23 protein-coding genes and 1 pseudogene are annotated in these 23,682 nt (G+C 44.1%); 10 read left to right on the forward strand and 14 right to left on the reverse strand.

Annotated elements, in window-relative coordinates; genetic code table 11:
• On the reverse strand, window positions 1-265 hold a 265-nt coding region (locus FTV12_RS08365; protein WP_128841197.1), incomplete at its 3' end, for a DUF4372 domain-containing protein.
• Between the two features lie 153 nt (window positions 266-418).
• Window positions 419-1,426 carry an AraC family transcriptional regulator gene (locus tag FTV12_RS08370; protein WP_004781856.1) on the reverse strand — a complete coding sequence of 336 codons (1,008 nt, stop codon included), beginning with the start codon at window positions 1,424-1,426 and terminating at the stop codon, window positions 419-421.
• Between the two features lie 231 nt (window positions 1,427-1,657).
• Between FTV12_RS08370 and infA the strand changes: the two genes are divergently transcribed.
• Complete coding sequence (infA, locus tag FTV12_RS08375; protein ID WP_001284370.1) at window positions 1,658-1,879, forward strand: translation initiation factor IF-1; 222 nt, start codon at window positions 1,658-1,660, stop codon at window positions 1,877-1,879.
• Window positions 1,880-2,597: 718 nt separating this feature from the next.
• Window positions 2,598-3,011 carry a hypothetical protein gene (locus FTV12_RS08380; RefSeq protein WP_180033849.1) on the forward strand — a complete coding sequence of 138 codons (414 nt, stop codon included), beginning with the start codon at window positions 2,598-2,600 and terminating at the stop codon, window positions 3,009-3,011.
• 63 nt (window positions 3,012-3,074) lie between these two features.
• Here the strand turns inward: FTV12_RS08380 and leuB are convergent, their stop codons facing one another.
• From leuB to leuC, 4 genes are all read right to left on the reverse strand, one after another.
• On the reverse strand, window positions 3,075-4,154 hold the full coding sequence (leuB, locus tag FTV12_RS08385; protein ID WP_004781852.1) for a 3-isopropylmalate dehydrogenase: 1,080 nt from the start codon (window positions 4,152-4,154) through the stop codon (window positions 3,075-3,077).
• A 41-nt stretch (window positions 4,155-4,195) separates the two neighbouring features.
• Window positions 4,196-4,759, reverse strand: a complete 564-nt coding sequence (locus FTV12_RS08390) for a hypothetical protein (protein WP_034702380.1) — start codon at window positions 4,757-4,759, stop codon at window positions 4,196-4,198.
• A gap of 88 nt (window positions 4,760-4,847) precedes the next feature.
• On the reverse strand, window positions 4,848-5,498 hold the full coding sequence (gene leuD, locus FTV12_RS08395; protein ID WP_034702382.1) for a 3-isopropylmalate dehydratase small subunit: 651 nt from the start codon (window positions 5,496-5,498) through the stop codon (window positions 4,848-4,850).
• Between the two features lie 21 nt (window positions 5,499-5,519).
• Window positions 5,520-6,953, reverse strand: coding sequence for a 3-isopropylmalate dehydratase large subunit (gene leuC, locus FTV12_RS08400; protein ID WP_180033850.1), 1,434 nt, complete (start codon window positions 6,951-6,953; stop codon window positions 5,520-5,522).
• A 262-nt stretch (window positions 6,954-7,215) separates the two neighbouring features.
• Between leuC and FTV12_RS08405 the strand changes: the two genes are divergently transcribed.
• The 3 genes from FTV12_RS08405 to ovoA all read left to right on the forward strand — a co-directional run bounded on the left by FTV12_RS08405 (window position 7,216) and on the right by ovoA (window position 10,848).
• Window positions 7,216-7,452, forward strand: coding sequence for a DUF2061 domain-containing protein (locus tag FTV12_RS08405; protein ID WP_159123642.1), 237 nt, complete (start codon window positions 7,216-7,218; stop codon window positions 7,450-7,452).
• 185 nt (window positions 7,453-7,637) lie between these two features.
• Window positions 7,638-8,507: a LysR family transcriptional regulator gene (locus FTV12_RS08410; protein ID WP_004781845.1), complete on the forward strand. Its 870-nt coding sequence runs from the start codon at window positions 7,638-7,640 to the stop codon at window positions 8,505-8,507.
• A gap of 217 nt (window positions 8,508-8,724) precedes the next feature.
• The gene (gene ovoA, locus FTV12_RS08415) at window positions 8,725-10,848 is read left to right on the forward strand and encodes a 5-histidylcysteine sulfoxide synthase (protein ID WP_257220879.1); all 2,124 of its coding nucleotides are present in this window, start codon (window positions 8,725-8,727) and stop codon (window positions 10,846-10,848) included.
• A gap of 43 nt (window positions 10,849-10,891) precedes the next feature.
• Here the strand turns inward: ovoA and FTV12_RS08420 are convergent, their stop codons facing one another.
• Complete coding sequence (locus tag FTV12_RS08420; protein WP_180033852.1) at window positions 10,892-11,143, reverse strand: DUF2789 domain-containing protein; 252 nt, start codon at window positions 11,141-11,143, stop codon at window positions 10,892-10,894.
• A gap of 156 nt (window positions 11,144-11,299) precedes the next feature.
• Window positions 11,300-11,950 (reverse strand): HAD family phosphatase, encoded by a 651-nt coding sequence (locus FTV12_RS08425; protein WP_180033853.1) that lies wholly within the window; start codon window positions 11,948-11,950, stop codon window positions 11,300-11,302.
• Window positions 11,951-12,132: 182 nt separating this feature from the next.
• Here FTV12_RS08425 and FTV12_RS08430 point away from each other — a divergent pair, with 182 nt between their 5' ends.
• The 3 genes from FTV12_RS08430 (at window position 12,133) to FTV12_RS08440 (ending at window position 15,547) form a co-directional block, all read left to right on the forward strand.
• On the forward strand, window positions 12,133-12,615 hold the full coding sequence (locus tag FTV12_RS08430; RefSeq protein WP_004781838.1) for an RNA pyrophosphohydrolase: 483 nt from the start codon (window positions 12,133-12,135) through the stop codon (window positions 12,613-12,615).
• A gap of 91 nt (window positions 12,616-12,706) precedes the next feature.
• A complete protein-coding gene (ptsP, locus tag FTV12_RS08435) occupies window positions 12,707-15,004 on the forward strand; it encodes a phosphoenolpyruvate--protein phosphotransferase (RefSeq protein ID WP_180033854.1) in 2,298 nt (765 codons plus the stop codon).
• Window positions 15,005-15,046: 42 nt separating this feature from the next.
• A complete protein-coding gene (locus FTV12_RS08440) occupies window positions 15,047-15,547 on the forward strand; it encodes a hypothetical protein (RefSeq protein WP_180033855.1) in 501 nt (166 codons plus the stop codon).
• On the opposite strand, the gene FTV12_RS08445 is transcribed toward FTV12_RS08440, so the two are convergent.
• Window positions 15,544-15,720: a hypothetical protein gene (locus tag FTV12_RS08445; protein WP_171431270.1), complete on the reverse strand. Its 177-nt coding sequence runs from the start codon at window positions 15,718-15,720 to the stop codon at window positions 15,544-15,546. The two genes, FTV12_RS08440 and FTV12_RS08445, sit on opposite strands and share 4 nt — an antisense overlap.
• 627 nt (window positions 15,721-16,347) lie before the next feature.
• Between FTV12_RS08445 and FTV12_RS08450 the strand changes: the two genes are divergently transcribed.
• Window positions 16,348-17,868, forward strand: coding sequence for a catalase (locus FTV12_RS08450; RefSeq protein WP_004781832.1), 1,521 nt, complete (start codon window positions 16,348-16,350; stop codon window positions 17,866-17,868).
• Window positions 17,869-18,012: 144 nt separating this feature from the next.
• Here FTV12_RS08450 and FTV12_RS08455 read toward each other — a convergent pair.
• From FTV12_RS08455 to FTV12_RS08465, 3 genes and pseudogenes are all read right to left on the reverse strand, one after another.
• Window positions 18,013-18,132: pseudogene (locus tag FTV12_RS08455) on the reverse strand (catalase-peroxidase 2); the annotation flags it as partial.
• An 84-nt stretch (window positions 18,133-18,216) separates the two neighbouring features.
• On the reverse strand, window positions 18,217-19,272 hold the full coding sequence (locus FTV12_RS08460; protein WP_034704696.1) for an MBL fold metallo-hydrolase: 1,056 nt from the start codon (window positions 19,270-19,272) through the stop codon (window positions 18,217-18,219).
• Between the two features lie 411 nt (window positions 19,273-19,683).
• Window positions 19,684-20,622, reverse strand: coding sequence for a cation diffusion facilitator family transporter (locus tag FTV12_RS08465; protein WP_180033856.1), 939 nt, complete (start codon window positions 20,620-20,622; stop codon window positions 19,684-19,686).
• A gap of 131 nt (window positions 20,623-20,753) precedes the next feature.
• Between FTV12_RS08465 and FTV12_RS08470 the strand changes: the two genes are divergently transcribed.
• Window positions 20,754-21,191 carry a GNAT family N-acetyltransferase gene (locus FTV12_RS08470; RefSeq protein ID WP_180033857.1) on the forward strand — a complete coding sequence of 146 codons (438 nt, stop codon included), beginning with the start codon at window positions 20,754-20,756 and terminating at the stop codon, window positions 21,189-21,191.
• A 54-nt stretch (window positions 21,192-21,245) separates the two neighbouring features.
• On the opposite strand, the gene FTV12_RS08475 is transcribed toward FTV12_RS08470, so the two are convergent.
• Together FTV12_RS08475 and hcaD are read right to left on the reverse strand one after the other, a co-directional pair.
• On the reverse strand, window positions 21,246-22,154 hold the full coding sequence (locus FTV12_RS08475) for a DMT family transporter (RefSeq protein WP_125279397.1): 909 nt from the start codon (window positions 22,152-22,154) through the stop codon (window positions 21,246-21,248).
• Window positions 22,155-22,451: 297 nt separating this feature from the next.
• A complete protein-coding gene (gene hcaD, locus FTV12_RS08480) occupies window positions 22,452-23,681 on the reverse strand; it encodes a 3-phenylpropionate/cinnamic acid dioxygenase ferredoxin--NAD(+) reductase subunit (protein WP_180033858.1) in 1,230 nt (409 codons plus the stop codon).
• Window position 23,682 lies beyond the last annotated feature (1 nt).

The raw sequence follows: 23,682 nt of genomic DNA on the forward strand, positions 1-23,682 counted from the left end.
GCTCATTGATTCGTGCCAGCGTGCTTCGGGGAATAGACTTTGCTCCGAGATGACTTAGCTTTTCCTGTTGGCACTCCAAATTGGATTGAATATCTCTCAGACTTTGCCTACAAGAGAATTGAGACATCAATATGGCAATAAACTGATCCCACCGGGAAGCCGCTCTAAATTTCTGTCCAACATGGTGTACTTTAGCAAGTTGTTCAAAATCCTGTCGCACAACAGGTTTAATTAGCTCATGAAATACGGTATTCTGATGTGACAAAACCTGAATCCTGGTCGTTAAAGTGTTTGTTTGCACTCATATTTTAACTGTTAGGACTCAGGTTTTTTTATTTAAAGCAAACTATGGGACAGCAGTGGGAACTCCTCTCCTTTATTAAAGGAGGGGTTGGGGGAGGATTTTAGATTTTAAAGATTAACGCTGTTTCCGCTTTCGATATTCAACCGGTGTTTCATTGGTCCAGCGTTTAAACGCACGGTAAAAAGTACTTGGCTCCGAGAATCCAGTCAGATAAACAATCCGCTCCACACTTTCATTGGTACTCGCCAATAGACGTTTAGCCAGACGACAGCGATAATCAGACAGAATCTGCTGGAAACTGGTATTAGCCTCACTGAGCTGGGTACGTAAACGGCGTGGGGTAATATTCAGTTGAGCGGCTACAGTTTCCAAAGTCGTTTCACCACTTTCTAAAGTAGAACCGATTGCACGACGTACTTCCCCGACTAAATCGTAACGAGCCAGTTCCTGTAATTTTTCAATTGCCAGCTGTTCATGTAGCTGCAACAGTTCCGGTTCTGCCTGCCAAAGCGGGAAATCAAGAATGCTTGGATCAAAATACAAACGGGTTTCTTTCTGTCCCAGACTTACCGGACATTCATAAACCCGGAAATATTCTTCATCTGCCGCGCCTTTGGAAAAATTGAAATCGATATAGATCGGTTCAAAGCGGCCTTCAGTAATAAATTTAAAGAAACGCAGCACACCCGACATCGCACATTCGGTAAAGTGACGATTGACCAGACTTTCAGCAAAAGGCTGTTCACCATTGGTCAGATAGCAGCGATCGTCTTCGACCACCAGCTTGGCATGAAAGGCATCACTGATCAGACGCTGATAAGCCAGTGCACGTTTCAAGCCTTCACCAAAATTCTCTGATGAAATAAACAGATGCTCGATCACCTGTCCGCGATAGAGCGGCAAATGTTCACCCAGATGCAATCCGATATCCGGGTCCTTACTGACCTCTTCTGCGGCAACCCAGAAGGCATACTGAGCACTGAGCGGAGTACGGTCATTGGTCTCCACCTGATTTAAAGCGACTCCTGCTTTTGTCAGAAGTTCTTCTGTTGGCAAACCTGCACGACGAATCGCTTGATAGCCTAAACGCAATACGACTGATGCATCCGTTAGCTGACTCACTCAAAAACCTTCCTTGTATGTACTTCATTTATACTTAAAAAGATTGAAATTAGATTAACTGTGATTGACCAAACTGACAACAGATACCATACGCTTTTTAGTTAAAAAGTTTAAACTCACACTTCGCTTATTTTACTGACAGATGATCAGTCTAACGCCCGTTACACCTTGTGTTTTGCGAAAAAATTGACTATAATTTGCGCCTTTCCAATTTATTCATTCAGGTAGGCTATGGCCAATAAAGAGGAACTCATCGAGTTCGAAGGCGTTGTCACCGAGACGCTTCCTAATACTATGTTCCGTGTACGTTTAGAAAACGGTCACGAAGTAATTGCCCATATTTCTGGTAAAATGCGTAAACACTATATTCGTATTTTGACTGGCGATAGCGTGAAGGTCGAAATGACTCCTTATGATTTGACTAAGGGTCGTATCACATACCGTGCGCGCTAAGTTTTAGCGGAAGCAAAAGCCACTCATCCAGTGGCTTTTTTATTGTCTTTTCTTTTATATCAATTCCCCTGCACATTCCCTATACTGCATTCGAAGATAATAATTTCTATTTTTCCTCTAATAAAAACAGTGAATCATTCATGCAAAAAATCTTGCTTTCTCTGATCCTAGGAATCAGCCTGACTGCCTGCGCCACTACCAATTCGACAAAATTACGACAAATAGATCAGCAGTTATAGCAATATATCGGCCAATCTGCAGAGTCGATTCGCAAGGATCTGGATTTAACTGCACTCGGTTTTAAGACCTCAAAAGCACCTGTACAAACGGAAAAACGTCTGAGTTATACCGTACTTCGCACCATTGAACTTCCGCTGGGAACACCGGCCATTCAGCAAAGTGTCAGTATAGGTGCCCCTGTACGACTCGCAACTGCACCCGGCCCGGGTTATCAGGTTAAAATGCCCTGCCAGATTCATTTTCAACTAGAACAAGGGATTGCTCAATCCGTGCAATATAGCGGACGTGCCTGTTAAGACTTATTTTTGCGTTTTATTCATTTTAAAGTGGATATAAGAGCGTTCTAAGTTGTCTTGAATTTGACAGCTACAGCTAACTGCCTGATTGATCCTGTCTTGCCTAATAATAAATTACAACAGTTCCTCTCACACTTTGCTACTACACTGTTTTTAAGCGTTCCTTGAGTAGGAGTGATGTGATGTTGTTAAGCAAAGGTACTTCTCTGGTATTGGGCTTGAGCATCCTGTTGCTCGGTCTGTCAGGGTGTGCACAAACACCCACGATCAGCCAGACTGACCGTGAAACTTATTTACAGCAATTTATTGGCCAGAGCAGCCAGTATATTGATCGCAATTTAGATCTGAAACGTTTGGGTTATCAGCAAATCAGTGAGCCTGAGCTCAGCTCCCAACAGCTCAGCTATGTCGTAGAACGTCCTGTGACCGTTCCCTTACCAATTGCCCAGTTTCCGGCAGCAGGTACAGGCACAGTTCCGGTTCCAGTCACTGTGAGTCCTGCATCAGGTTATGATGTGAATTTGCAATGCAAGATTATCTTTTTGCTCAAAGACAATATTGCAACTTCTGTCAGCCTTTCGGGTCGAACCTGTTAATCAAAATCAGTCGTAAAAAACGCAGCTCAAGGCTGCGTTTTTTACGTGGAACTAATGTGTAACTTAGTTCAATGCAGTTACCACTGCCTGACCCATTTCCACTGTACCCACTTTAGTCATGCCTTCAGACATGATGTCAGCAGTACGCAGACCTTGGTCTAAAACATTCCCTACTGCATCTTCAATCGCTTTAGCGGCTGCTTCTTCACGGAAGGTATAACGCAGCATCATGGCTACAGACAGAATGGTTGCCAATGGGTTTGCCAGGTTTTGACCTGCGATGTCTGGTGCAGAACCATGGCAAGGTTCGTACATCCCTTTACCATTTTCATCCAATGAAGCTGATGGCAACATACCGATTGAACCAGTCAGCATTGCAGCTTCATCAGACAGGATGTCACCGAACAGGTTAGACGTTACGATCACGTCAAACTGTTTAGGCGCACGTACTAACTGCATCGCAGCATTGTCTACATACATATGAGACAGGTTAATGTCCGGATATTGCTCTTCTTTCAGTGCAGTCACGGTTTGTTTCCAAAGCTCAGTCACTTCAAGCACGTTGGCTTTATCAACTGAACATACTTTACCGCCACGCAGACCAGCAAGTTCGAACGCAACCTTGGCAATACGTTTGATTTCAGATTCTGCATAAACGTCAGTGTTGAAACCTTGTTTTTCGCCATTTTCCAGTTCACGGATCCCGCGTGGCTGACCGAAGTAAATACCACCAGTCAATTCACGTACGATCAGAATATCCAGACCAGAGACGATTTCCGGTTTCAAGCTAGAGGCATCAGCCAATTGTGGATAAAGAATTGCTGGACGCAAGTTCGCAAACAGATTCAATTCACTACGTAGTTTTAACAGGCCACGTTCTGGACGGATTGAACGCTCAATCGTATCCCACTTTGGACCGCCTACAGCACCGAGCAGAATCGCGTCTGCTTTTTTCGCCTGTTCAGACGTTACGTCTGGATAAGGTGAACCGTGTGCATCAATCGCAGCACCGCCCAACAGACCTTGTTCCCATGTTAAACCCAGATTGAATTTTTCATTAACTCGTGTAAGCACCTGTTCTGCGGCTTTTACAATCTCAGGGCCAATACCGTCACCAGCTAAAATCAAAATTTGTTTAGACATGAGCTTTTCCATTTATAAGGTCAGGCATCCACCTGACTAGGTTAAATTTTTTTTTCTACAAACTCTGCAATGCCATTGATGACATTATAAGGTTTGCAAAAACGACGAATCACTTTCTGCTCTTGCAACAGGTCCACACACAATGGATCAGGTGCAGAGGCATTTAATAAACTGGTGCTACGTGCATTTCGGTCACGGAACATTTTCAGGGTATAGCGTTTATTCGCCTTAAACTGCTGGAACAGATGCAAGGTCTCAGCCTTATCCTTGCTAATCGGATAGAAACGCACCACCAGTTCATGCTGCCCTTCCGGCACAGATAAATAAATCGGATTATCCTGTTTCAGGTTTTTGGCCTGCAGACGAACCAGACGCTGATCCAGCGCTTCTGGGCTGATTCGCTTGGTGGACTCATCCACAATCATGGTCCGATTTAAACGTTCAAACTGACAATCCGGTGTGCCTGCACAATAAATCAAGGCATTGGATTTGCTTTCTGCATCTTCTTTGGCATGTTTAAGTTTGAAGGTATCAATGCTCTGACACGCGGTCATCAGCACTGATACTGCACTTAGAGCAAGCCACTGTTTCCAATACGTTGCCATGATGTCTGTATTAACCTATCAAAAAAAATTAATAATCTTCTGATATTAGCAAGGCCTTCGCAGTCATGCCATGACAATTTTTGCTGTTTTATGAATGAATTTCAGCAAATACCCATGGGCGTGATTGTTTGGTTTTTTCTTCGTAGGCACGAATATCATCTGCTGCCTGCAAAGTTAAGCCAATATCATCCAAACCATTTAACAAACAATGCTTACGGAATGGGTCCACTTCAAACTTGAAACTTTCGCCATTTGGTGTACGAACTTCCTGCGCTTCCAGATCAATCGTTAACTGATAACCTTCAGCTGCTGCACATTCCTTAAATAACCGATCAACCGTTTCTTCCGGCAAGATCACCGGCAACATGCCATTTTTAAAACAGTTATTAAAGAAAATATCAGCAAAGCTTGGTGCAATCACAGTACGGAAACCGTATTCATTCAATGCCCACGGCGCATGCTCACGGCTTGAACCGCAACCAAAGTTAGCACGAGAAATTAAAATCGATGCACCTTGATAACGTGGCTGGTTTAACACGAAGTCCGGGTTAATCGGACGAACCGAGTTATCCTGACCCGGATAACCTTCATCCAAATAACGCAATTCATCAAACAGGTTTTCACCGAAACCGGTACGTTTGATCGATTTCAAAAACTGTTTTGGAATAATTAAATCTGTATCGACATTGGCACGGTCTAAGGGTGCAACAATACCTTGTTCAACGGTATAAGCTTTCATATTTCTGCTCCTGCGTACCAATTAAAATGAACGGACATCAACAAAGTGACCGGCAATCGCTGCCGCCGCCGCCATGGCTGGACTCACCAAGTGGGTACGACCGCCATTACCCTGACGACCTTCAAAGTTACGGTTTGAAGTTGAGGCACAATGTTCGCCTGGCTGCAACTTGTCAGCATTCATTGCCAAGCACATAGAACAGCCTGGTTCACGCCATTCAAAACCAGCTTCGATAAAGACTTTGTCCAAACCTTCAGATTCTGCCTGCTGTTTCACTAAACCCGAACCCGGAACGACCATGGCCTGCTTAATGCTAGAAGCCACTTTACGGCCTTTGATTACTTCAGCCGCAGCACGAATATCTTCGATACGTGAGTTGGTGCAAGAACCGATGAATACACGGTCTAACTGAATATCTGCTAAAGGCTGACCTGCAGTTAAGCCCATATATTGATAAGCACGGTTCCAGTCATTGCGCTGTACATCATCTTTGGCCTGTTCCAAAGTTGGAACCGCTTGAGACACCGGAATCACCATCTCAGGAGAAGTCCCCCAAGACACTTGCGGTTCAATCTCTTCACCTTGTAACACTACAACTGTATCGAAGTGAGCACCTTCGTCGGAGTGCAAAGTATTCCAGTACGCAACCGCCTGATCCCATTGCTCGCCTTTCGGTGCATATGGACGGTCTTTAACATACTCAATGGTTTTTTCATCGACTGCGACCATACCGACACGTGCACCCGCTTCGATTGCCATGTTACACACGGTCATACGGCCTTCAATCGACATGTCACGGAACACCTGACCACCAAATTCAATCGCGTGACCTGTACCGCCCGCAGTTCCGATTTTACCAATAATGGCTAAAACCACATCTTTCGGTGTTACGCCCTGACCCAATTTACCGTCAACGCGTACCAACATATTTTTCATTTTCTTCTGAACCAGGCATTGGGTTGCCAATACATGTTCAACTTCTGATGTTCCAATCCCGTGTGCCAAGCAGCCAAATGCACCATGTGTTGCAGTATGTGAGTCACCACATACAACGGTCATACTTGGCAAGGTTAAGCCTTGCTCAGGACCAACAACGTGCGCGATGCCTTGACGAATATCGTTAATATCAAATTCAACAATATCGAACGTCTTACAGTTATCATCCAGGGTTTGTACCTGGATACGTGAAGTATCATCTTCAATCCCAGCCACGCCCTGCTCACGCTCTTTTTTAGAGGTCGGTACGTTATGGTCAGGTGTCGCAATATTGGCACTTAAACGCCATGGCTTACGGCCAGCAAGTTGCAAGCCTTCAAAGGCTTGTGGCGAAGTCACTTCATGCAATAAATGACGGTCGATATAAAGTAGAGCTGAACCATCATCTCGTTGTTTTACTAAATGGTCATCCCATAACTTATCGTATAATGTTTTTGCTGTTTGGGTCTCGCCTGCCATGTCGATGTGCTCCACTGGACTGGGTAAATTCTTTCGCTAATTTTGATTATATCGCTGCATTCACATAAATCTAATTTATCATTTTTATTAGTTAAAAAACTTTTTGGAATCTTTTAAAACTTAAATTAAATCATGGTTTAGCTCTCTTTTTATAAATCTAATTTTCCGATCGTTTTATTAAAAATATTCGTTTTTACAAATTAAATGAGAATTATTATTATTTCCTCATCGGCACAGATCATTTGTTTTGAGGAAGATCCACATGGCACATATTCAACGTTTCGTAGACAACAATCAGCGCATGTTCAAAAAGACATTTAGCTATTACATCATGCACATCACTGTCGCGATGTTAGTGGGCTATTTTGTCACAGGCAGTTTAACCATGGCGATTGCCTTGAGTTTATTAGAACCGACTGTACAGGCAGTTGCTTTCTTCTTCCACGAGAAAATCTGGGAAGCAAAAAGCCAGCAACAGGATGAGGAAATCACCGCATAATTTTTTGTCGATCTTCCTCTTTGAGCCACCTACCCTCGGTGGCTTTTTTTATGACATAAAATAAAACATTTAAAAATGTGTATTAATTCAACATTAAACCAATAGTTCTATATTTTTACTTTGATTTATTCTTAAATTATTACAATAATAAACTTAAGCATAAAAAAACTTTATAGGTGATCAAGATGAATCTCGCAGCTTTTGAAGCCTTTGTAAAAGTCATGGAAACAGGTTCGATTTCTTTGGCTGCAGATCAGCTTTTTATTACCCAACCGGCTGTGACCAAACGTATTCACAGTCTGGAAGAATATTTTGGGGTGAAATTATTTGAATCTGCGGGCCGTGGTGTTCAGGCCACTCATGCGGCACATTCCCTGCTGCCTAAGGTAAAAAACTGGCTGAACGAGTTGGGTGATATTCACTACACCCTGAGTCATGAACAAGGTCAGGTCCAAGGCAAACTGAAAATTGGCACCAGCCATCATATTGGCCTGCATCATTTACCGAGCCATCTGCGTGAATATGTACAGCAATATCCAAATGTGACGCTAGATGTACATTTTGTAGATTCTGAACAGGCGCATGAACAGGTCATTGCCGGTGATCTGGAACTGGCTTTCCTTACTCTGCCACCGCATGGTGATGAACGCCTAAAATATGTCACTATCTGGAATGATCCTCTGGTTTTTGTGGTCGCACCATTCCATCCACTGGCTCAGCAAAAAAACCTGTCTCTTGAAGATCTGGTGAATTACCCAAGCCTGCTGCCTTCTGCGCAGACCTATACTACGCAGATTACGATGGCCGAGTTTGAAAAGCAGGGCATCAAGCCGAAAACGACCATGAGCAATAACCCGCTTGAATCCATCCGGATGCTGGTTTCGATTGGTTTAGGCTGGTCAGTCTTGCCCAAAACCCTGGTCAACCATGACCTGCAAGAACTGGATCTGAATCTGGAAATGAACCGTCAGCTCGGTATGGTCTGGCATCCGGGTCGTACTCAATCGAAGGCGGCTGAAGCATTGGTTCAACTGATGCAAGGCCCATCAATTTAAAATTAATTTTCACATTTCTCTGCTGCATCGATATCGATGCAGCATTTTGTTACCTAAATACATCGCATCAGTTGCTTCCTTTCAAGTACTTTTAAAAGTATCAAATTCATTTTCCTGAAGATGAAAAATTAAAACGTATTCAAGGAAGCACAGAATGCAGATCAAATCTTCTGATTCCAAAACTTTATTATCTTCTTCTCATGACCTGCTCGAAGAAATGGGTTTATGGAAACCGCTTAAACCAACGCTACACCCGACTCCCAACCTTGATTTTGAAGATGAACCGACAGCGCGTGCCGTATTACGTGATTATTTTCTAAATACCTTTGACACCTATGAGCAACTGTTTGACTGTCTGAAAAATGAAGAAGCCTTTTATGACAAACCGATTGCCTTACGTCATCCACTGATCTTTTATTTTGGTCATACTGCCACTTTTTTTATCAATAAGCTGTTGCTGGCTCAACTGATCCCGGAACGTTTAAATCCGCATCTGGAAAGTATCTTCGCGATTGGTGTAGATGAAATGAGCTGGGATGATCTGGATGAACAGAACTATCACTGGCCTAGCATTCAGGCGGTACGTGATTACCGGCATCAGGTGCGTGCCCTGGTCTTGAAAGTGATAGAACATGCGCCGCTACAACTTCCATTGAACTGGCACAATCCCTGGTGGACCATCATCATGGGCATTGAGCATGAACGAATTCATCTGGAAACCTCTTCAGTTTTAATTCGCCAGCATCAGTTACGTTATGTACAGAATCATCCGCAGTGGCGTGCCAATGTCATTACCGGTATTGCGCCTGAAAATAGTCTGGTAAAGGTACCGGCAGGTCAGGTCAATTTACATAAAAATTTCGAACATGCTTTTTATGGCTGGGACAATGAATACGGCCACCATCATGCCGAAATTGCAGAATTCGAAGCCTCTAAATATCTGGTGTCCAATCAGGAGTTTTTAGCCTTTGTTGAAGCAGAAGGTTATCAAACAGCTGACTACTGGACTGAAGAGGGCCAGCAATGGTTAGCATTTTCTCAAGCCACACATCCTACCTTCTGGGTCAAAACGGAACTGGGTTGGTCCTTAAGACTGATGCTGGAAGAAGTTCCAATGCCTTGGGACTGGCCAGTCGAAGTGAATTATCATGAAGCCAAAGCTTTCTGTAACTGGAAATCAACACAGACCGGAGAATCCATTCGTCTGCCCACTGAGGATGAATGGTATCGATTGTATGCAGTTTCAGGACTGGATCCAAAATTACCAAGTCCTGAGCAAGCCAATATTGAATTAAAATATGGCCCTAACTCTTTTCCGGTGGATCATTTTCAGCATGGCGATTTTTATGATGTTCAGGGCAATGTCTGGCAATGGACCGAGACCCCGATTTATCCTTTCGAAGGCTTTCAAGTCCATCCCTTCTACGATGATTTTAGTACCCCGACCTTCGATGGCCAACATCATCTGATTAAAGGCGGTTCCTGGATTTCAGCTGGCAATGAAGCCCTGCACAGTTCACGCTATGCGTTCCGGCGACATTTTTTCCAGCATGCCGGTTTTCGTTATGTTGCCGCGGAAGAGACATCACCGCAGTTTCACTCTCAATATGAAAGTGATCAGCTGATTTCCCAATATCTGGAATTCCAGTATGGAGCAGAATATTTTGCTGTTCCAAACTTTGCCCAAAGCCTCATTCAACTGGCCCGTCCCTATTTTCAAAACATTCCGTGTCATAAAGCGCTGGATATCGGGTGTGCAACCGGACGCGCCAGCTTTGAACTGGCCCAAGATTTTGATCAGGTCACCGGTCTAGATTTTTCAGCCCGTTTTATTCAGCAAGGTGTGGTGCTGGCGCAAGGAGAGACCCTGCGCTATAGCATTCCTGTTGAGGGTGAACTGGTGGAATATAAATCCTGCTCACTGGCAGAACTTGAACTTAAACAGGTTGCCAATAAGGTCGAGTTTTATCAGGCCGATGCCTGCAACCTGAAACCGCAGTTTAAAGATTATGATTTTATTCTGGCAGCCAACCTGATTGATCGTCTGCATCATCCTAAAGCTTTTCTAAGTGAGATTCATAATCGGCTGAATATGGGCGGAATCCTGATGCTAGCCTCGCCTTATACCTGGCTGGAAGAACATACAGCACGCAGTGAATGGATCGGCGGATTTAAGCAGGCGGGAGAAAACCTGAGTACCTTAGAGGGTATCAAAGCTTTGCTAAGTCCACATTTTGAAATGCTGGACGAACCTGTGGATGTGCCTTTTGTGATCCGAGAAACAGCGCGTAAATATCAACATACCCTGTCCCAAATAACTTTATGGAAAAGGGTACGATAATTCCAAAATGAAAAAGCCAATCAGTTGATTGGCTTTTTGTTCACTACTCAATTCCGCTAGTGGCATCCTCATGCAGAGATTCATTGAGCTGATCCACCACAATGGCCCATTCTCCATCTGAAGCAATTTTTTCAGCCAGGAACTGGCGCTGTGCATCTGACCAATACGGCGCCTCCATCAGGTTTACATCTTTGGGTAATTGATGCTCATGAATAAATTTGGCAATCCCTTCTGCACTCGAATCCAGACCTAACTGTGCAAATAGATGAGTCATACGCGGTCTAACTTGGGTCATTTTCATTACCTCAGCGCTTGCTATCGTTATTGTCGACTTGCTTTATTTATTCTGAGCATAGCATGTTTATTCAGCAACGGGCATGTCAAAAAGTACCCTATTCTGCTTATAAAAAAGCACAACCGAAGTTGTGCCTGATTAAATCAAAAGAATTGCTTAAATCGACCAGTCCTGAATTTCCCAGCCCTGTTCTTTGGCCAGTGCTTCCAGACGCTCATCCGGATTTACGGCAATGGCATGATCGGCATATTCCAGCAGAAAACGGTCATTGATTGAATCTGAATAGGCCCAAGACTCAGTCACGCCACGACCAGCCAACCATTGATTCAGACGGGTCAATTTGCCTTGCTGATAGCAGGCGATATTGGTCACCTTACCGGTATATTTACCGTCAATGACTTCAGCATTGGTGGCAATAATTTCAGTAATCCCAAACTCACGGAAGATCGGTGCAGTAATAAAGTCCGAAGTTGCAGTAATGCCTACAATTTCATGCCCTGCATCTTTATGGCGCTGAATCGCTTTAAAACCTTCCGGACGCATCTGGGGGCGAATGACTTTTTGCATGAACAGTTGATGTAATTCGGTCAGATAATCATGGTCATGTTGGGTCAAAAACTGGAATACAAATTCATTATAGGCATAAGGATCCAGTTGACCCTTTTTATAGTCCTCATAGAACTTGTCATTCATGGCGCGGTGATGAACAGGATCCACCAGGCCTTCATTGACCAGGAATTCCCCCCAGGAATGATCCGAATCGGTGTTTAACAGGGTGTGATCGAGATCAAATAGCGCCAATTTCATGAAAATACTCGTAAAAACTGAAATTTAAGAAAAAAATTGTAAATCTATCTCCGCTAGTCGATAGAAATTCGTTAAGATCATAGCAATTTTAACATTTTTAAACTTTGCTTTTTTTCGAGTTGGATAAAGAAATAATATTCCCCGAAAGCAAAGGCATAAATTAAACAATTTTAGGTAGCCAAATGATCGACTCAGAAGGTTTCCGACCGAATGTCGGGATCATTTTGGCAAACGATGCTGGACAGGTTTTATGGGCAAAACGCATTGGTCATAATGCATGGCAATTTCCACAAGGAGGTATCCAATATGGAGAAACCCCTGAGCAGGCACTTTATCGTGAGCTGAGAGAAGAAGTTGGCTTACTGCCTGAACACGTCCAGATTATCGCGCAGACCAAAGGATGGTTGCGTTATCGTTTGCCGTATCGATACATTCGCACGGATTCAGATCCGGTATGTATCGGTCAAAAACAGAAGTGGTTTTTACTCAAACTGACGGCGCCCGTACAGAACATTCAACTTGATCTGTCCGATCCGCCCGAATTTGATCAATGGCAATGGGTCAGTTACTGGTATCCATTAGGCCAAGTGGTGAATTTTAAACGCGATGTTTATCGCAAGGCCATGATTGAACTCTGTCAGCAATTACCACAACAAAAACCTTAAAAAAATCGCGTGCATGTGCAGATTTTTTGCTCGGCTATTGTTATAAATAAACTAAATTACCGGACTTCTAAAAAAATACGGAGCAGCTCCCATGTCGAATATGCAACTGGATACCCTGAGACGCATTGTCCAAGAGATTAATGCGTCTACCAGTTTGCATGAATCACTCGATATTATGGTCAATCAGGTCGCTGAGGCCATGCATGTGGATGTCTGCTCCATTTATCTGCTCGATGAACGCAACCAGCGCTATCTGTTGATGGCATCTAAAGGCCTGAAGCCTGAAGCTGTCGGTCATGTGTCTCTACATACCGGTGAAGGTCTGGTTGGTCTGGTGGGTCAGCGTGAGGAAATCGTTAACCTCGACAATGCCCCTAAGCATGATCGTTTCCTGTATTTACCGGAAACGGGCGAAGAAATTTATAATTCCTTTCTGGGCGTTCCGGTCATGTACCGCCGTAAGGTCATGGGCGTACTGGTGGTCCAAAATAAAGAATCCCAGGATTTTAGTGAAGCGGCTGAATCGTTCCTGGTTACGCTATGTGCCCAGCTTTCGGGCGTAATCGCTCACGCCCATGCAGTCGGCAATATTGATGTATTCCGCAAGCCAAATAATTTACCGGCATATAAAACCTTCCAGGGCGTATCGGGTTCTGGCGGTATTGCACTCGGCCGTGCCATTGTGCTTTATCCACCTGCAGATCTGGGCGCTGTTCCGGATCGTGAAGCGGATGATATTAGCGAAGAACTGGCTTTGCTGGATAATGCCTTAAATTCGGTACGTGAAGAAATTCAGTTCCTGGATGACAAGATGCAGGATGCGCTGATGGCCGAAGAACGTGCTTTGTTCAGTGTGTTCCTGCGTATGCTGGATGAAAATACCCTACCATCGGAGATTAAAGCACTGATTCGTGATGGTCACTGGGCACAAGGTGCGGTTCGCATCGTGATTGATAACCATGTGGCGCAGTTTGCCCAGATGGAGGATGATTACCTGCGTGAACGTGTCGCTGATCTAAAAGATCTGGGACGTCGTATTCTGGCCAAGTTGCAGGAAGCCGATGAAAGCCATCGCGAACTGACAGATGAAAGTATCCTGATTGGTGAAGAAATTTCAACGGCTGCGCTGGTGGAGTTACCTGTCGATAAGATTGCCGCGATTGTCACCACTGAAGGTGCCATGAATTCGCACATGGTGATTGTGGCACGCGCACTCGGTATTCCGACTGTCGTGGGTGTGACTGAACTGCCAATCAATACCCTGGATGACGTCGAGATGATTGTCGATGCGCATCAGGGCCGTATCTTTATCAATCCACCACGTCGTCTGCGTACCCGCTATAAAGAAATTCAGAAAGAAGAAGAACAGATTGCCAAAGATCTACGTCAATACGAGACCAAAGATGCAATTACGCCAGATGGTACCGCTGTACGTCTGTTTGTAAATACCGGCCTGATGATTGATGTGGTTCGTGGTGTACAGCGTGGTGCCAAAGGTGTTGGCCTATACCGTTCGGAAATCCCGTTCATGCTACGTGACCGCTTCCCGGGCGAAGAGGAACAGCGAGCCATTTACCGGCAGCAACTGAGTCACTTTGCCAATAAACCGGTAGTCATGCGAACGCTGGATATTGGTGCAGATAAAGACCTGCCATATTTCTCGATTGAGGAAGAAAATTCAGCATTGGGCTGGCGCGGAATTCGTTTCACGCTGGATCATCCTGAAATCTTTTCTTCACAGATTCGCGCCATGCTAAAAGCCAGTATTGGCCTGAACAATCTGCATATCCTACTGCCGATGGTGACCAGTGTCAGTGAAGTTGAAGAAGCGCTGTATCTATTAGAGCGTGATCATCATGCCGTTCAGGAAGAAGAACAGGTGAAGATTACTAAGCCACAAATCGGGATTATGGTGGAAGTACCAAGCGTACTGCATCAGATTGATGAATTTTCTGAACTGGTCGATTTCTTTTCGGTCGGGTCTAACGATTTGACTCAATATTTACTTGCCGTAGACCGGAATAATCCACGTGTGGCCAATGTCTATTCACACTTACATCCAGCGATCCTGCGTGCCCTGACCCGTCTGGTAGAGGATTGTCACCGTAATAACAAACCGATCAGTATCTGTGGTGAAATGGCCGGTGATCCTCTATCGGCCGTACTATTAATGGCCATGGGATTCAATACCCTGTCCATGAGTTCTAGCAATATTTTGAGAGTCCGAAAAACGATTTGTCATGTACCGATGCCTGATGCACAGGAATTACTCAAACATGTACTAAAACTGGACAATCCACTCATGGTAAAAAGCTGGATGGAGCATTATTTTAGAACACATGGTTTAGGAGATATGGTGAAATCCACCACCCGTATGGTCAGCGCTTAAGGAGGAACTTTTCCATGTTCCTCTGCATCAGTCGAGGTACTTATGGAATTTGTGCTTATCCTGCTTATGCTGGCTGCAGCGTTTTATTTTATTATTGTTGCACCGGCCTTACGTTCGCAAAAATCCAGATATACATCTTCTGGTGGTCGTAATAATACAAATACCAGTCACCAGTATATCCGTGAAAGTGAACGTCCTAAAGCCTGTCCCTTATGGGGAATTGAAATTTCTCGTACCCAGCAACGGCGTTTAGGCAAGAATGATCCATCGGTCATTGCGGCAAAACTGTATCGGCAACAGCTAGGAAAATTTGCCAGTTTTCAACAGACCCGGCCTATGGCTGATGCTGATCCAAATAGATCTTCGAGTTCTGCGACCCTGCCCCGTTTTTTTCAAAATATGTTTCCCGAACAAGCTTCTTCAACCACCCGGCGGACTTCACCGCATTCTTCGAAAAGAAATTCATCTTTTCACTATACCCTCCAGAATCCCTTAAAGTCAGCTCCTGTCCAAAGCAGATCTACGTCTTCCTGGCCGCCCTAAGCTGCCCATAAAAAAGGGCGATCATCTTGTTGATATCGCCCTTGTTTGTGTTTGGTATAACCACGTTTTGCATTTTTCTTCCGGTCTACAAAAACCTGGCTTTTATTGACTTCATGCATATGTTTGGCCACGAAGTTTGGCATGACTGCCTCTACAGTTTTTTTCTTTGCCATCTTGCTCTCTGTTTAATTTGGGCTAAGGAAATGATCCGCTCGGGATGTGAAATAATTATAGGGGCGACTGGCCAATTTTCAAGCAGATCAGAACTTAAATATTTTCCAGAAAATAGATAATTTGGTAGATATTCTTGCTGTAAAAATCAGAAAATTGTGAGCAAGATAATAATGTTTTAGCTGCCTGTTTAATCTTTATATTTTAATTTCAAATCTAGCTATTTTAAAAATATTTATATAATTAATGGCTTACGCAATAATTTATAAAAAAATAAAAGAAATATTGAAATGTTTTTCTGACTTAGAGAAGACATCTTAAATTCTGATTTTCTTACTTAATCATTTTAAACTGAGTGAAAAATTTGCATATTTTAACATTGTCACATTTCTAGAAATATCTTATGTTCAAATTAGATTATTTATTTTCAATGACTTAATTTTTATTCATTTAGGCAGTATTTTCTGAAGTTACAGAAAAACCAAACTTATTGCCAAAACACCCAATTCAACAACTCACTTAATTAAAAATCTGTTGGAAATAAAGCCCCTAATGTTATTCCTGCGCTTATAGATGATTTTTTTGAATGCTGGAATAACGAATAAAATTCTCAACGCTTGGAGAGAAATATGAGCCAAGATATGAAAAAGTGCCCTGTCACCCATCTGACTACTGAAGCTGGCGCACCTGTAGTCGACAACCAGAACAGTATGACGGCAGGTAGCCGTGGCCCATTGCTGGCCCAAGATTTATGGCTGAATGAAAAACTGGCTAACTTTGTTCGTGAAGTGATTCCTGAGCGCCGTATGCACGCAAAAGGTTCAGGTGCATTTGGTACCTTTACCGTAACCAATGACATTACTGAATATACCCGTGCAAAAATTTTCTCGGAAGTCGGTAAAAAAACCGAACTCTTTGCCCGTTTTTCGACCGTCGCCGGTGAACGCGGTGCAGCTGATGCAGAACGTGACATTCGTGGTTTTGCCCTGAAATTCTATACCGAAGAAGGGAACTGGGACCTAGTCGGTAACAATACACCGGTATTCTTCCTGCGTGATCCACGTAAATTTCCTGACTTAAACAAAGCAGTAAAACGTGATCCGAAAACCAATAAACGTAGCGCCACCAATAACTGGGATTTCTGGACTTTATTGCCGGAAGCACTACATCAAGTTACCATCGTAATGTCCGATCGTGGGATTCCGGCTGGTTACCGTCATATGCACGGTTTCGGCAGTCATACCTACAGTTTTATCAATGCCCAAAATGAACGCTTTTGGGTAAAATTCCATATGCGTACCCAGCAAGGTATCAAGAATCTGACTGATGCTGAGGCAGCAGAGTTGATTGCTAAAGACCGTGAAAGCAGTCAAACCGACCTGTTTGATGCGATTGAACGTGGCGATTATCCGAAATGGAAAATGTACGTTCAGATCATGCCTGAAACAGATGCCGAGAAAGTGCCTTATCATCCGTTTGACCTGACCAAAGTCTGGCCGAAAGGTGATTATCCACTAATTGAAGTAGGTGAATTCGAACTCAACCGTAATCCGGAAAACTATTTCCAGGACGTAGAACAAGCCGCTTTTGCGCCAAGCAATCTGGTACCAGGTATCAGCTATTCACCGGATCGCATGCTACAGGCACGTTTGGTCAATTATGCTGATGCAGCGCGTTACCGTGTAGGTGTGAATCATGCCCAGATTCCGGTCAATGCCGCACGTTGCCCGGTACATTCAAATCACCGTGATGGTTTGGGCCGTATGGATGGCAACTATGGTTCATTGCCGCATTATGAGCCGAACAGTTTCAGCCAGTGGCAGGAACAGCCAGAATTCAGAGAGCCCCCCCTCAAAATCACGGGTGATGCAGATTTCTGGGATTATCGCAAAGATGATAATGACTACTTCAGCCAGCCACGTGCCCTGTTCAACCTGATGAATGATGAGCAGAAACAGGCTCTATTTAATAATACCGCAGCCGCAATGGGTGATGCGCTTGATTTCATCAAGTACCGTCATATCCGTAACTGTTATGCCTGTGATCCCGCCTATGGTGAAGGTATTGCTCAAGCTCTTGGGATGAGCGTAGCTGATGCCCAGATGGCTCGAGCAACTGATCCAGCTAAAGGCCTACCAAGCTTTCTCTAAGTTTTTTAGCTTGAACTGAGCGAATAAAAAACCACCCGAGGGTGGTTTTTTTATTGGTGTTAAATTAAAGCATTAGGAATATGAATTGCAGTTCATTTCAGGTCATGTGTTTGACGGTCACGGATTTCAAAAAGGTTCTTCTACCGGTACCCAGATCTTTTTCATATCCATCAGATTCACGAAGAAATCATTGCTCAACATACCCACCCGATCAGTCAGTATGCCATGCTTGTTTCCACCACGATTGGCACCTGTACCCTTCAGCATAGGATTTAATCCTATACAAATGAGAGCTACTCTATATGCTAGCTAACGACTCAATCGTTATACAGGAGTGATCTTAAGCCCTTAGACAATAATCCGTTTGCCTTCACGAATACAGTAAAACGGGTTAATCAGCTTGGATGAATGCTGAATAATATGCTGCAGTTCATTTTCAGGCTGGTCACGTGCTTCATCAGTGAGCTGGAAGGTCCGATAATGAATGGCCATAGAACAACGTGCCATTAAGTCCTGATGGGCATGAAAAGCATCTTCCGGATTCATATGAATATTGCGCATCAGTTCACGCGGTTCATAGGCACCGATCGGCAACAGCGCAATTCGTGGTGGTCCCAGGCGTTTGCGAATTTCCTTGAAATGCGGCGCATAGCCGCTATCCCCAGCAAAATAGCAATGATCCTTGCCATTCAATAAGGAAAAACCGCCCCATAATGCGCAGTTCTGGTCACGCATTCCACGTCCTGAAGCGTGCTGTGCTGGCGAATAGACAATCTGGATATCTTCAAAAAATGCATTTTCCCACCAGTCCATTTCAATGACATTATAGTCTTTAGGCAGGTACCAGCCATTACCAAGGCCGGTATAGATCGGCATTTGATAGGTCTGATGCAGCCAGGCCAAGGTCGCCAGATCCATATGATCATAATGGTTATGGCTGAGCAATACGGCATCAATATGCGGCAGCTCATCCAGGGCAATGCCAGCAGGAATGACGCGCTGTGGCCCTCGGGATGCAGAAGGACTGGCATATTCACACCAGACCGGATCAGTCAGAAAATTATACGGCCCGATCTGGATCAGAGCGGTAGCATGCCCAATAAACCAGATTTGCCAGTCATCTAAAGTGGCTTCCGGCCGATTTTGTGGTAAAGCACGCGGACGTGAAAAAAACTCGGCACGTTCCTGTTCCAGATTTACTTCCCAAGTTCTGGATTTTCTGGTGAATAACCATTTATACAAGTCAAAGCGACTCTGCTCGAGCGAATGATGCTCCAGATTCTTAAACCGCTCACCATCAAAATGATCGGAATGTAGATAATCAAATACCGGCTTGGACCAGAGATGTTTCCAACTGGACTCAGTCTCAAGCTGAAATTTTTTAGTCTTGAAAAGATCTTGCATAAATATCCACTATTTATTATTTGTTATATGCAAGACAGCATCCACCTGGAATTTTCAAACGGAGCATCTCTTTAAATCGCATACAAACTTATATACTTCGGTATTCCAGCATAGTATGAAATACGTGCCTAAGATTCATTTATGTTTTTGTTATTTTTAGCAAAACATCGAGCCCATGGAAAGACCAAAACCGATGAAAAGCTTCTAAAAAAATGAATACTCGAGATCAAGTTTGTGTCCATTCTTCTTTCTAAAAAGACAGGAGAATGATCGATATTCATCCGATAATTCTCACTCCATACCTGACTGTACATGATTTCATGACCTAAATTTTTATCCCGTATTCATGTAATCACGCTTGATGCCCTCCTGACTATCCGACGAAAGTTATCTGCTGAAATCTTCACTTCCTCAAATACGACCTTGGGTCCGTTCCAGCCATACCGCTTTGGTTTGAGGTTTCACAAACAGAGTAATAATTTCAGGGTGTAGCTGTTTGATCTGCGCTTCAATCCGGTTGACGCAAGCTTCGATTTCATCAGAAGTCAGATCGTCTTTAAATTCCAGACTTAAGGAGGCAATCACCTGATGCGCGCCCATCTGCTCGGTGAGTACACCATTGGCGCTATAGACCGCAGCATCCTGCTGAGCAATGTTAAGTACATTTTCACGCAGTCTAGGATCTGCTGTTTCTCCCAGTAATAGGCCTTTGGTTTCACGTGCCAGTAACCAGGCTGATACCGCCAATACAACACCAATCAGAATAGAGGCAGCACCATCCAGCTCAGGAATATTCAGTTGATGAGCCAAGAAAATCCCGGTCAGGGCAATAAAAAGACCCACTAGCGCAGCAGTATCTTCAAATAACACAGTAAAGGTGGTCGGATCTTTACTGCGCCTAAAAGCTTCAAAATAGCCCATCTTGCCTTTCATTTTACGGAAGGTTCTTAAAGCTACGGTCCAGGAGAATCCTTCACACAGAATCGCAATACCCAGCACGATATAGTTGATCATCGGATCCTGCATTTCTTCAGGATGAATGATGTGCAGGATACCTTGATAGATCGACACAATGGCACCTAGAGCAAAGACCATCAAGGCCACGATAAAGGCCCAGAAGTACAGTTCACGACCATAGCCAAAAGGATGGTGGGCATCTGGGCGCTGCTCTGCCTTTTTCATGCCGTACAGCAACAGAATTTCATTCAGGGTATCAACCACCGAGTGAATCGCTTCACTCAGCATCGCAGAACTATTGGTGATATAGGCCGCAATAAACTTCACCAGCGCAATAGCCAGGTTGCCAAATAATGCTGCATAGACCACAATTTTATTAGATTCAGATGACATTCAAAGTTGTCCTAGTTTTTCCTCAAACAGATGGATCTATTTGATTTTTCATTTTATCTCTTTGCATCTTAATAAACTGCTGACATAAATTGTTTATTGTTTTGTTGTTCTCATTTTTAATCGGAATCTTCATGCCTGTGATTATCCCTACTTCTGCCGATCGTCATCCTCAGCTCCTAGAACTATGGGAGCAATCCGTACGTGCTACGCATCATTTCCTGAATGACGAGCAGGTCCTGAAGATTCGCCAGCAGATTATCCAGCATAGTTATTTTGCTCAGGTGCAACTGTTCCATGTGGAACATCAGCAGCAGATTCTGGGTTTTATGGGCATTGCAGGCAGCAAACTGGAAATGCTGTTTGTCTCTCCTGCGGCATTTAGAAAAGGCATAGGCAGCCAGTTATTACAACATGCGCTTGCTCTGGGTGTGACTGAAGTTGATGTGAATGAGCACAACCCTAATGCGATTGCTTTCTATTTAAAACATGGTTTCAAGATCATCAGCCGCTCAGAAACCGATGCTGAAGGTAATCCCTACCCAATACTGCATCTAAAACTGCAAAAATAAAAAAAGGAAGCCAAAGCTTCCTTTTAGGTCTGAATTTAACTTGAACAATCTATTTTAAGATTTAGAAAAATACTGCTCGCGCCATTCTTTCCAGAAGTACATCACGATCCCGAACATCACTACCGCAATACCAGCAAAGGCATGACTGCTGATCACTTCGTTATTCAGGGTTGCACCGAGAATCAGGGCAATGATTGGCGTCATCACATTGCTGAGGGATACGGTGGATGCAGCCAGACGGCGAATCAGCCAGAAGTAACACAGCATCGCCACAATCGAAGACAGGATCATGGTAAAACCAAAGCCGAACAGCGCCTGCATACTTGGCATTTGTGTTGGGAAAGATTGCCAGATAAATGGAATGATTAGCAATGATCCCAATGAGGAAACAATCAAAGAACCGGTGGCTTGGGACATCGGTTTTAACGGTGCATTGATCTGCTTCACCCAGAAAATCGAGCTGATATAAGACACCATGCTAATCAGCATTAGCACCACACCCCACGGATTCACTTTACTATCTGCTGACTCCGCAAAGACAAAACTTAAACCACCGACGGCAACTGCCATACCGAGCCATTGCAGCCAGATCAGACGGTTGGTTTTCAGGATGACATGCCCGATCAGACCTGCAACCAGTGGTGAGAAACCGAAAATTAAGGCCATTAAGCCAGAGGTCAAATAATTCGCAGCCAGGTAGATAAATAACTGCGCGCCGATCAAGTTCAGGCTACCTGCTACATAGCTCATCATGGAGGTTCGATCAAATGGCAATGGATTACGCATGGCAGCCAAGATCGCCAGCGCCAGCAGAGAAGCGCCGAAATAACGGATGATCAGCACCCACATCGGGTGCACTTCCTGCACGCTCCAGACAATCGCCAGTGGCGTTGCTGCCCAGATCAGCACCAGCAAGGCATAAATACTTGCCGTCACCAGCATGGGAGATGAATTTGAATTCATAAAAGACTCAATTAAATTTTTTTAGAAAGAATTGAACTAACTTCTCGTTCAAATCCACAATCGACAATACTGATGGCGGCAGGGATGCCGCCGCTAAACTGGGATATAGGGATATATCCTCAGTTTAGCAAAAGATTTTTATTACTTTTCATCTTTGAAAAGTAAGCCAAACCTACACAAAGCCATTTCAAATCACAATAGAATGTGAGGTCATGACAGCACAATCTGACAGACATAAAAAAGCAGACCCAAGTTGCCCAAGGTCTGCCCTTTTGTAAACTTATCAATAAAACAAAGTTATTTCACAAGTTTACGAAGATCCTGGCTGAGATCTAAATATTTGTCTGCTTCAAACGCTGCATTCTTGCTGATCAGCTTTTTCAGGTGACGCATTTCTTTTGCCGCATTGACCGTAATACCGCCAACAATAACGCCATCAGTCACACCAAACATCACGAATGATGATTCAGCGCGAAGCTCTGGATTGATTTCACCGCGAACTTGCCATTCAGCAGCAGCCATGTCACCCACGAACTGGTAGTTGATGTCCAACTGATCTGTCCAGAACCATGCTGGATTTGGAGTCGGATGCTCAACGCCCATCACATGGCGCGCAAAGATGCCTGCTTGAAGGTTGGCATTTTCCCAAGTTTCGACACGACGGTGGTTACCGCAGTTACGAAGTTGAGTTGCCACATCACCCGCTGCATAAATGTCTGCATTTGAAGTCTGGCAGTTTTCATTCACTTTAATCGCGAAATCAACATCCAGGCCAGCTTCTACAGCCAATTGTGCATTTGGCACAATCCCAATACCATAAACTACAGCATCAGCACGAAGCTCTTCACCACCCTCAAAGGTAATCACCACTTCTTCACCATCCAGTTTGCAATCTGCAATTTTGGTTTCCAGACGAACGTCGATCCCTGCCAAACGTTGTTGTTCAAGCAGGAATTCGCTCAGGATACGAGGTGAACAACGGCCCATCACCATAGGACCCATTTCGATCACAGTTACCTGACACTCTTTGAAACGTGCTGAAGAAGCCAGTTCCAGACCGATCACGCCACCACCAATCAGGACAATACGACGGCCTGATTGCAATACTGGAACCAGTGCTTGTGAATCTTCTAGGTTACGTAGCGTATAAACATGTTTACCCAACGCATCGAAGTTCGGCAGACGACGAGCTGCGCCGCCTGTAGCAAGCAACAGTTTGTCATAAGCAACAACGTCACCATTTTGAAGTTCAACCGTTTTCGCTTCAGCGTTGATTTTTTTCACGCCATTGCCACGAATGGTTTCAACCCCAAGTTCCGCCAGTTTTTCTTCTGACAGGATTTCAATCTTGGTTTCTTCAGGTTTTAGAATCACGTCTTTAGACAGTGGTGGACGCTCATAAGGAAGATGCGTTTCATCACCGATCAGAATGATTTTACCTTCGTATTTGTTGCCACGAAGTTCTAAAATCGCGCTTGCACCTGCCTGGCCAGCACCTACAATTACGATGGTTTCGATGTTGCTCATG

Origin of the sequence: Acinetobacter sp. YH12233 (assembly GCF_013417725.1) — a bacterium.
Lineage (GTDB): Bacteria > Pseudomonadota > Gammaproteobacteria > Pseudomonadales > Moraxellaceae > Acinetobacter.

Excerpts from the sequence above, each read along its gene's own strand:
- infA (WP_001284370.1), top strand. The coding sequence starts at position 1,658 with ATGGCCAATAAAGAGGAACTCATCGAGTTCGAAGGCGTTGTCACCGAG.
- FTV12_RS08380 (WP_180033849.1), top strand. The coding sequence starts at position 2,598 with ATGTTGTTAAGCAAAGGTACTTCTCTGGTATTGGGCTTGAGCATCCTG.
- leuB (WP_004781852.1), bottom strand. The coding sequence starts at position 4,154 with ATGTCTAAACAAATTTTGATTTTAGCTGGTGACGGTATTGGCCCTGAG.
- FTV12_RS08390 (WP_034702380.1), bottom strand. The coding sequence starts at position 4,759 with ATGGCAACGTATTGGAAACAGTGGCTTGCTCTAAGTGCAGTATCAGTG.
- leuD (WP_034702382.1), bottom strand. The coding sequence starts at position 5,498 with ATGAAAGCTTATACCGTTGAACAAGGTATTGTTGCACCCTTAGACCGT.
- leuC (WP_180033850.1), bottom strand. The coding sequence starts at position 6,953 with ATGGCAGGCGAGACCCAAACAGCAAAAACATTATACGATAAGTTATGG.
- FTV12_RS08405 (WP_159123642.1), top strand. The coding sequence starts at position 7,216 with ATGGCACATATTCAACGTTTCGTAGACAACAATCAGCGCATGTTCAAA.
- FTV12_RS08410 (WP_004781845.1), top strand. The coding sequence starts at position 7,638 with ATGAATCTCGCAGCTTTTGAAGCCTTTGTAAAAGTCATGGAAACAGGT.
- ovoA (WP_257220879.1), top strand. The coding sequence starts at position 8,725 with ATGGGTTTATGGAAACCGCTTAAACCAACGCTACACCCGACTCCCAAC.
- FTV12_RS08420 (WP_180033852.1), bottom strand. The coding sequence starts at position 11,143 with ATGACCCAAGTTAGACCGCGTATGACTCATCTATTTGCACAGTTAGGT.
- FTV12_RS08425 (WP_180033853.1), bottom strand. The coding sequence starts at position 11,950 with ATGAAATTGGCGCTATTTGATCTCGATCACACCCTGTTAAACACCGAT.
- FTV12_RS08430 (WP_004781838.1), top strand. The coding sequence starts at position 12,133 with ATGATCGACTCAGAAGGTTTCCGACCGAATGTCGGGATCATTTTGGCA.
- ptsP (WP_180033854.1), top strand. The coding sequence starts at position 12,707 with ATGTCGAATATGCAACTGGATACCCTGAGACGCATTGTCCAAGAGATT.
- FTV12_RS08440 (WP_180033855.1), top strand. The coding sequence starts at position 15,047 with ATGGAATTTGTGCTTATCCTGCTTATGCTGGCTGCAGCGTTTTATTTT.
- FTV12_RS08445 (WP_171431270.1), bottom strand. The coding sequence starts at position 15,720 with ATGGCAAAGAAAAAAACTGTAGAGGCAGTCATGCCAAACTTCGTGGCC.
- FTV12_RS08450 (WP_004781832.1), top strand. The coding sequence starts at position 16,348 with ATGAGCCAAGATATGAAAAAGTGCCCTGTCACCCATCTGACTACTGAA.
- FTV12_RS08460 (WP_034704696.1), bottom strand. The coding sequence starts at position 19,272 with ATGCAAGATCTTTTCAAGACTAAAAAATTTCAGCTTGAGACTGAGTCC.
- FTV12_RS08465 (WP_180033856.1), bottom strand. The coding sequence starts at position 20,622 with ATGTCATCTGAATCTAATAAAATTGTGGTCTATGCAGCATTATTTGGC.
- FTV12_RS08470 (WP_180033857.1), top strand. The coding sequence starts at position 20,754 with ATGCCTGTGATTATCCCTACTTCTGCCGATCGTCATCCTCAGCTCCTA.
- FTV12_RS08475 (WP_125279397.1), bottom strand. The coding sequence starts at position 22,154 with ATGAATTCAAATTCATCTCCCATGCTGGTGACGGCAAGTATTTATGCC.
- hcaD (WP_180033858.1), bottom strand. The coding sequence starts at position 23,681 with ATGAGCAACATCGAAACCATCGTAATTGTAGGTGCTGGCCAGGCAGGT.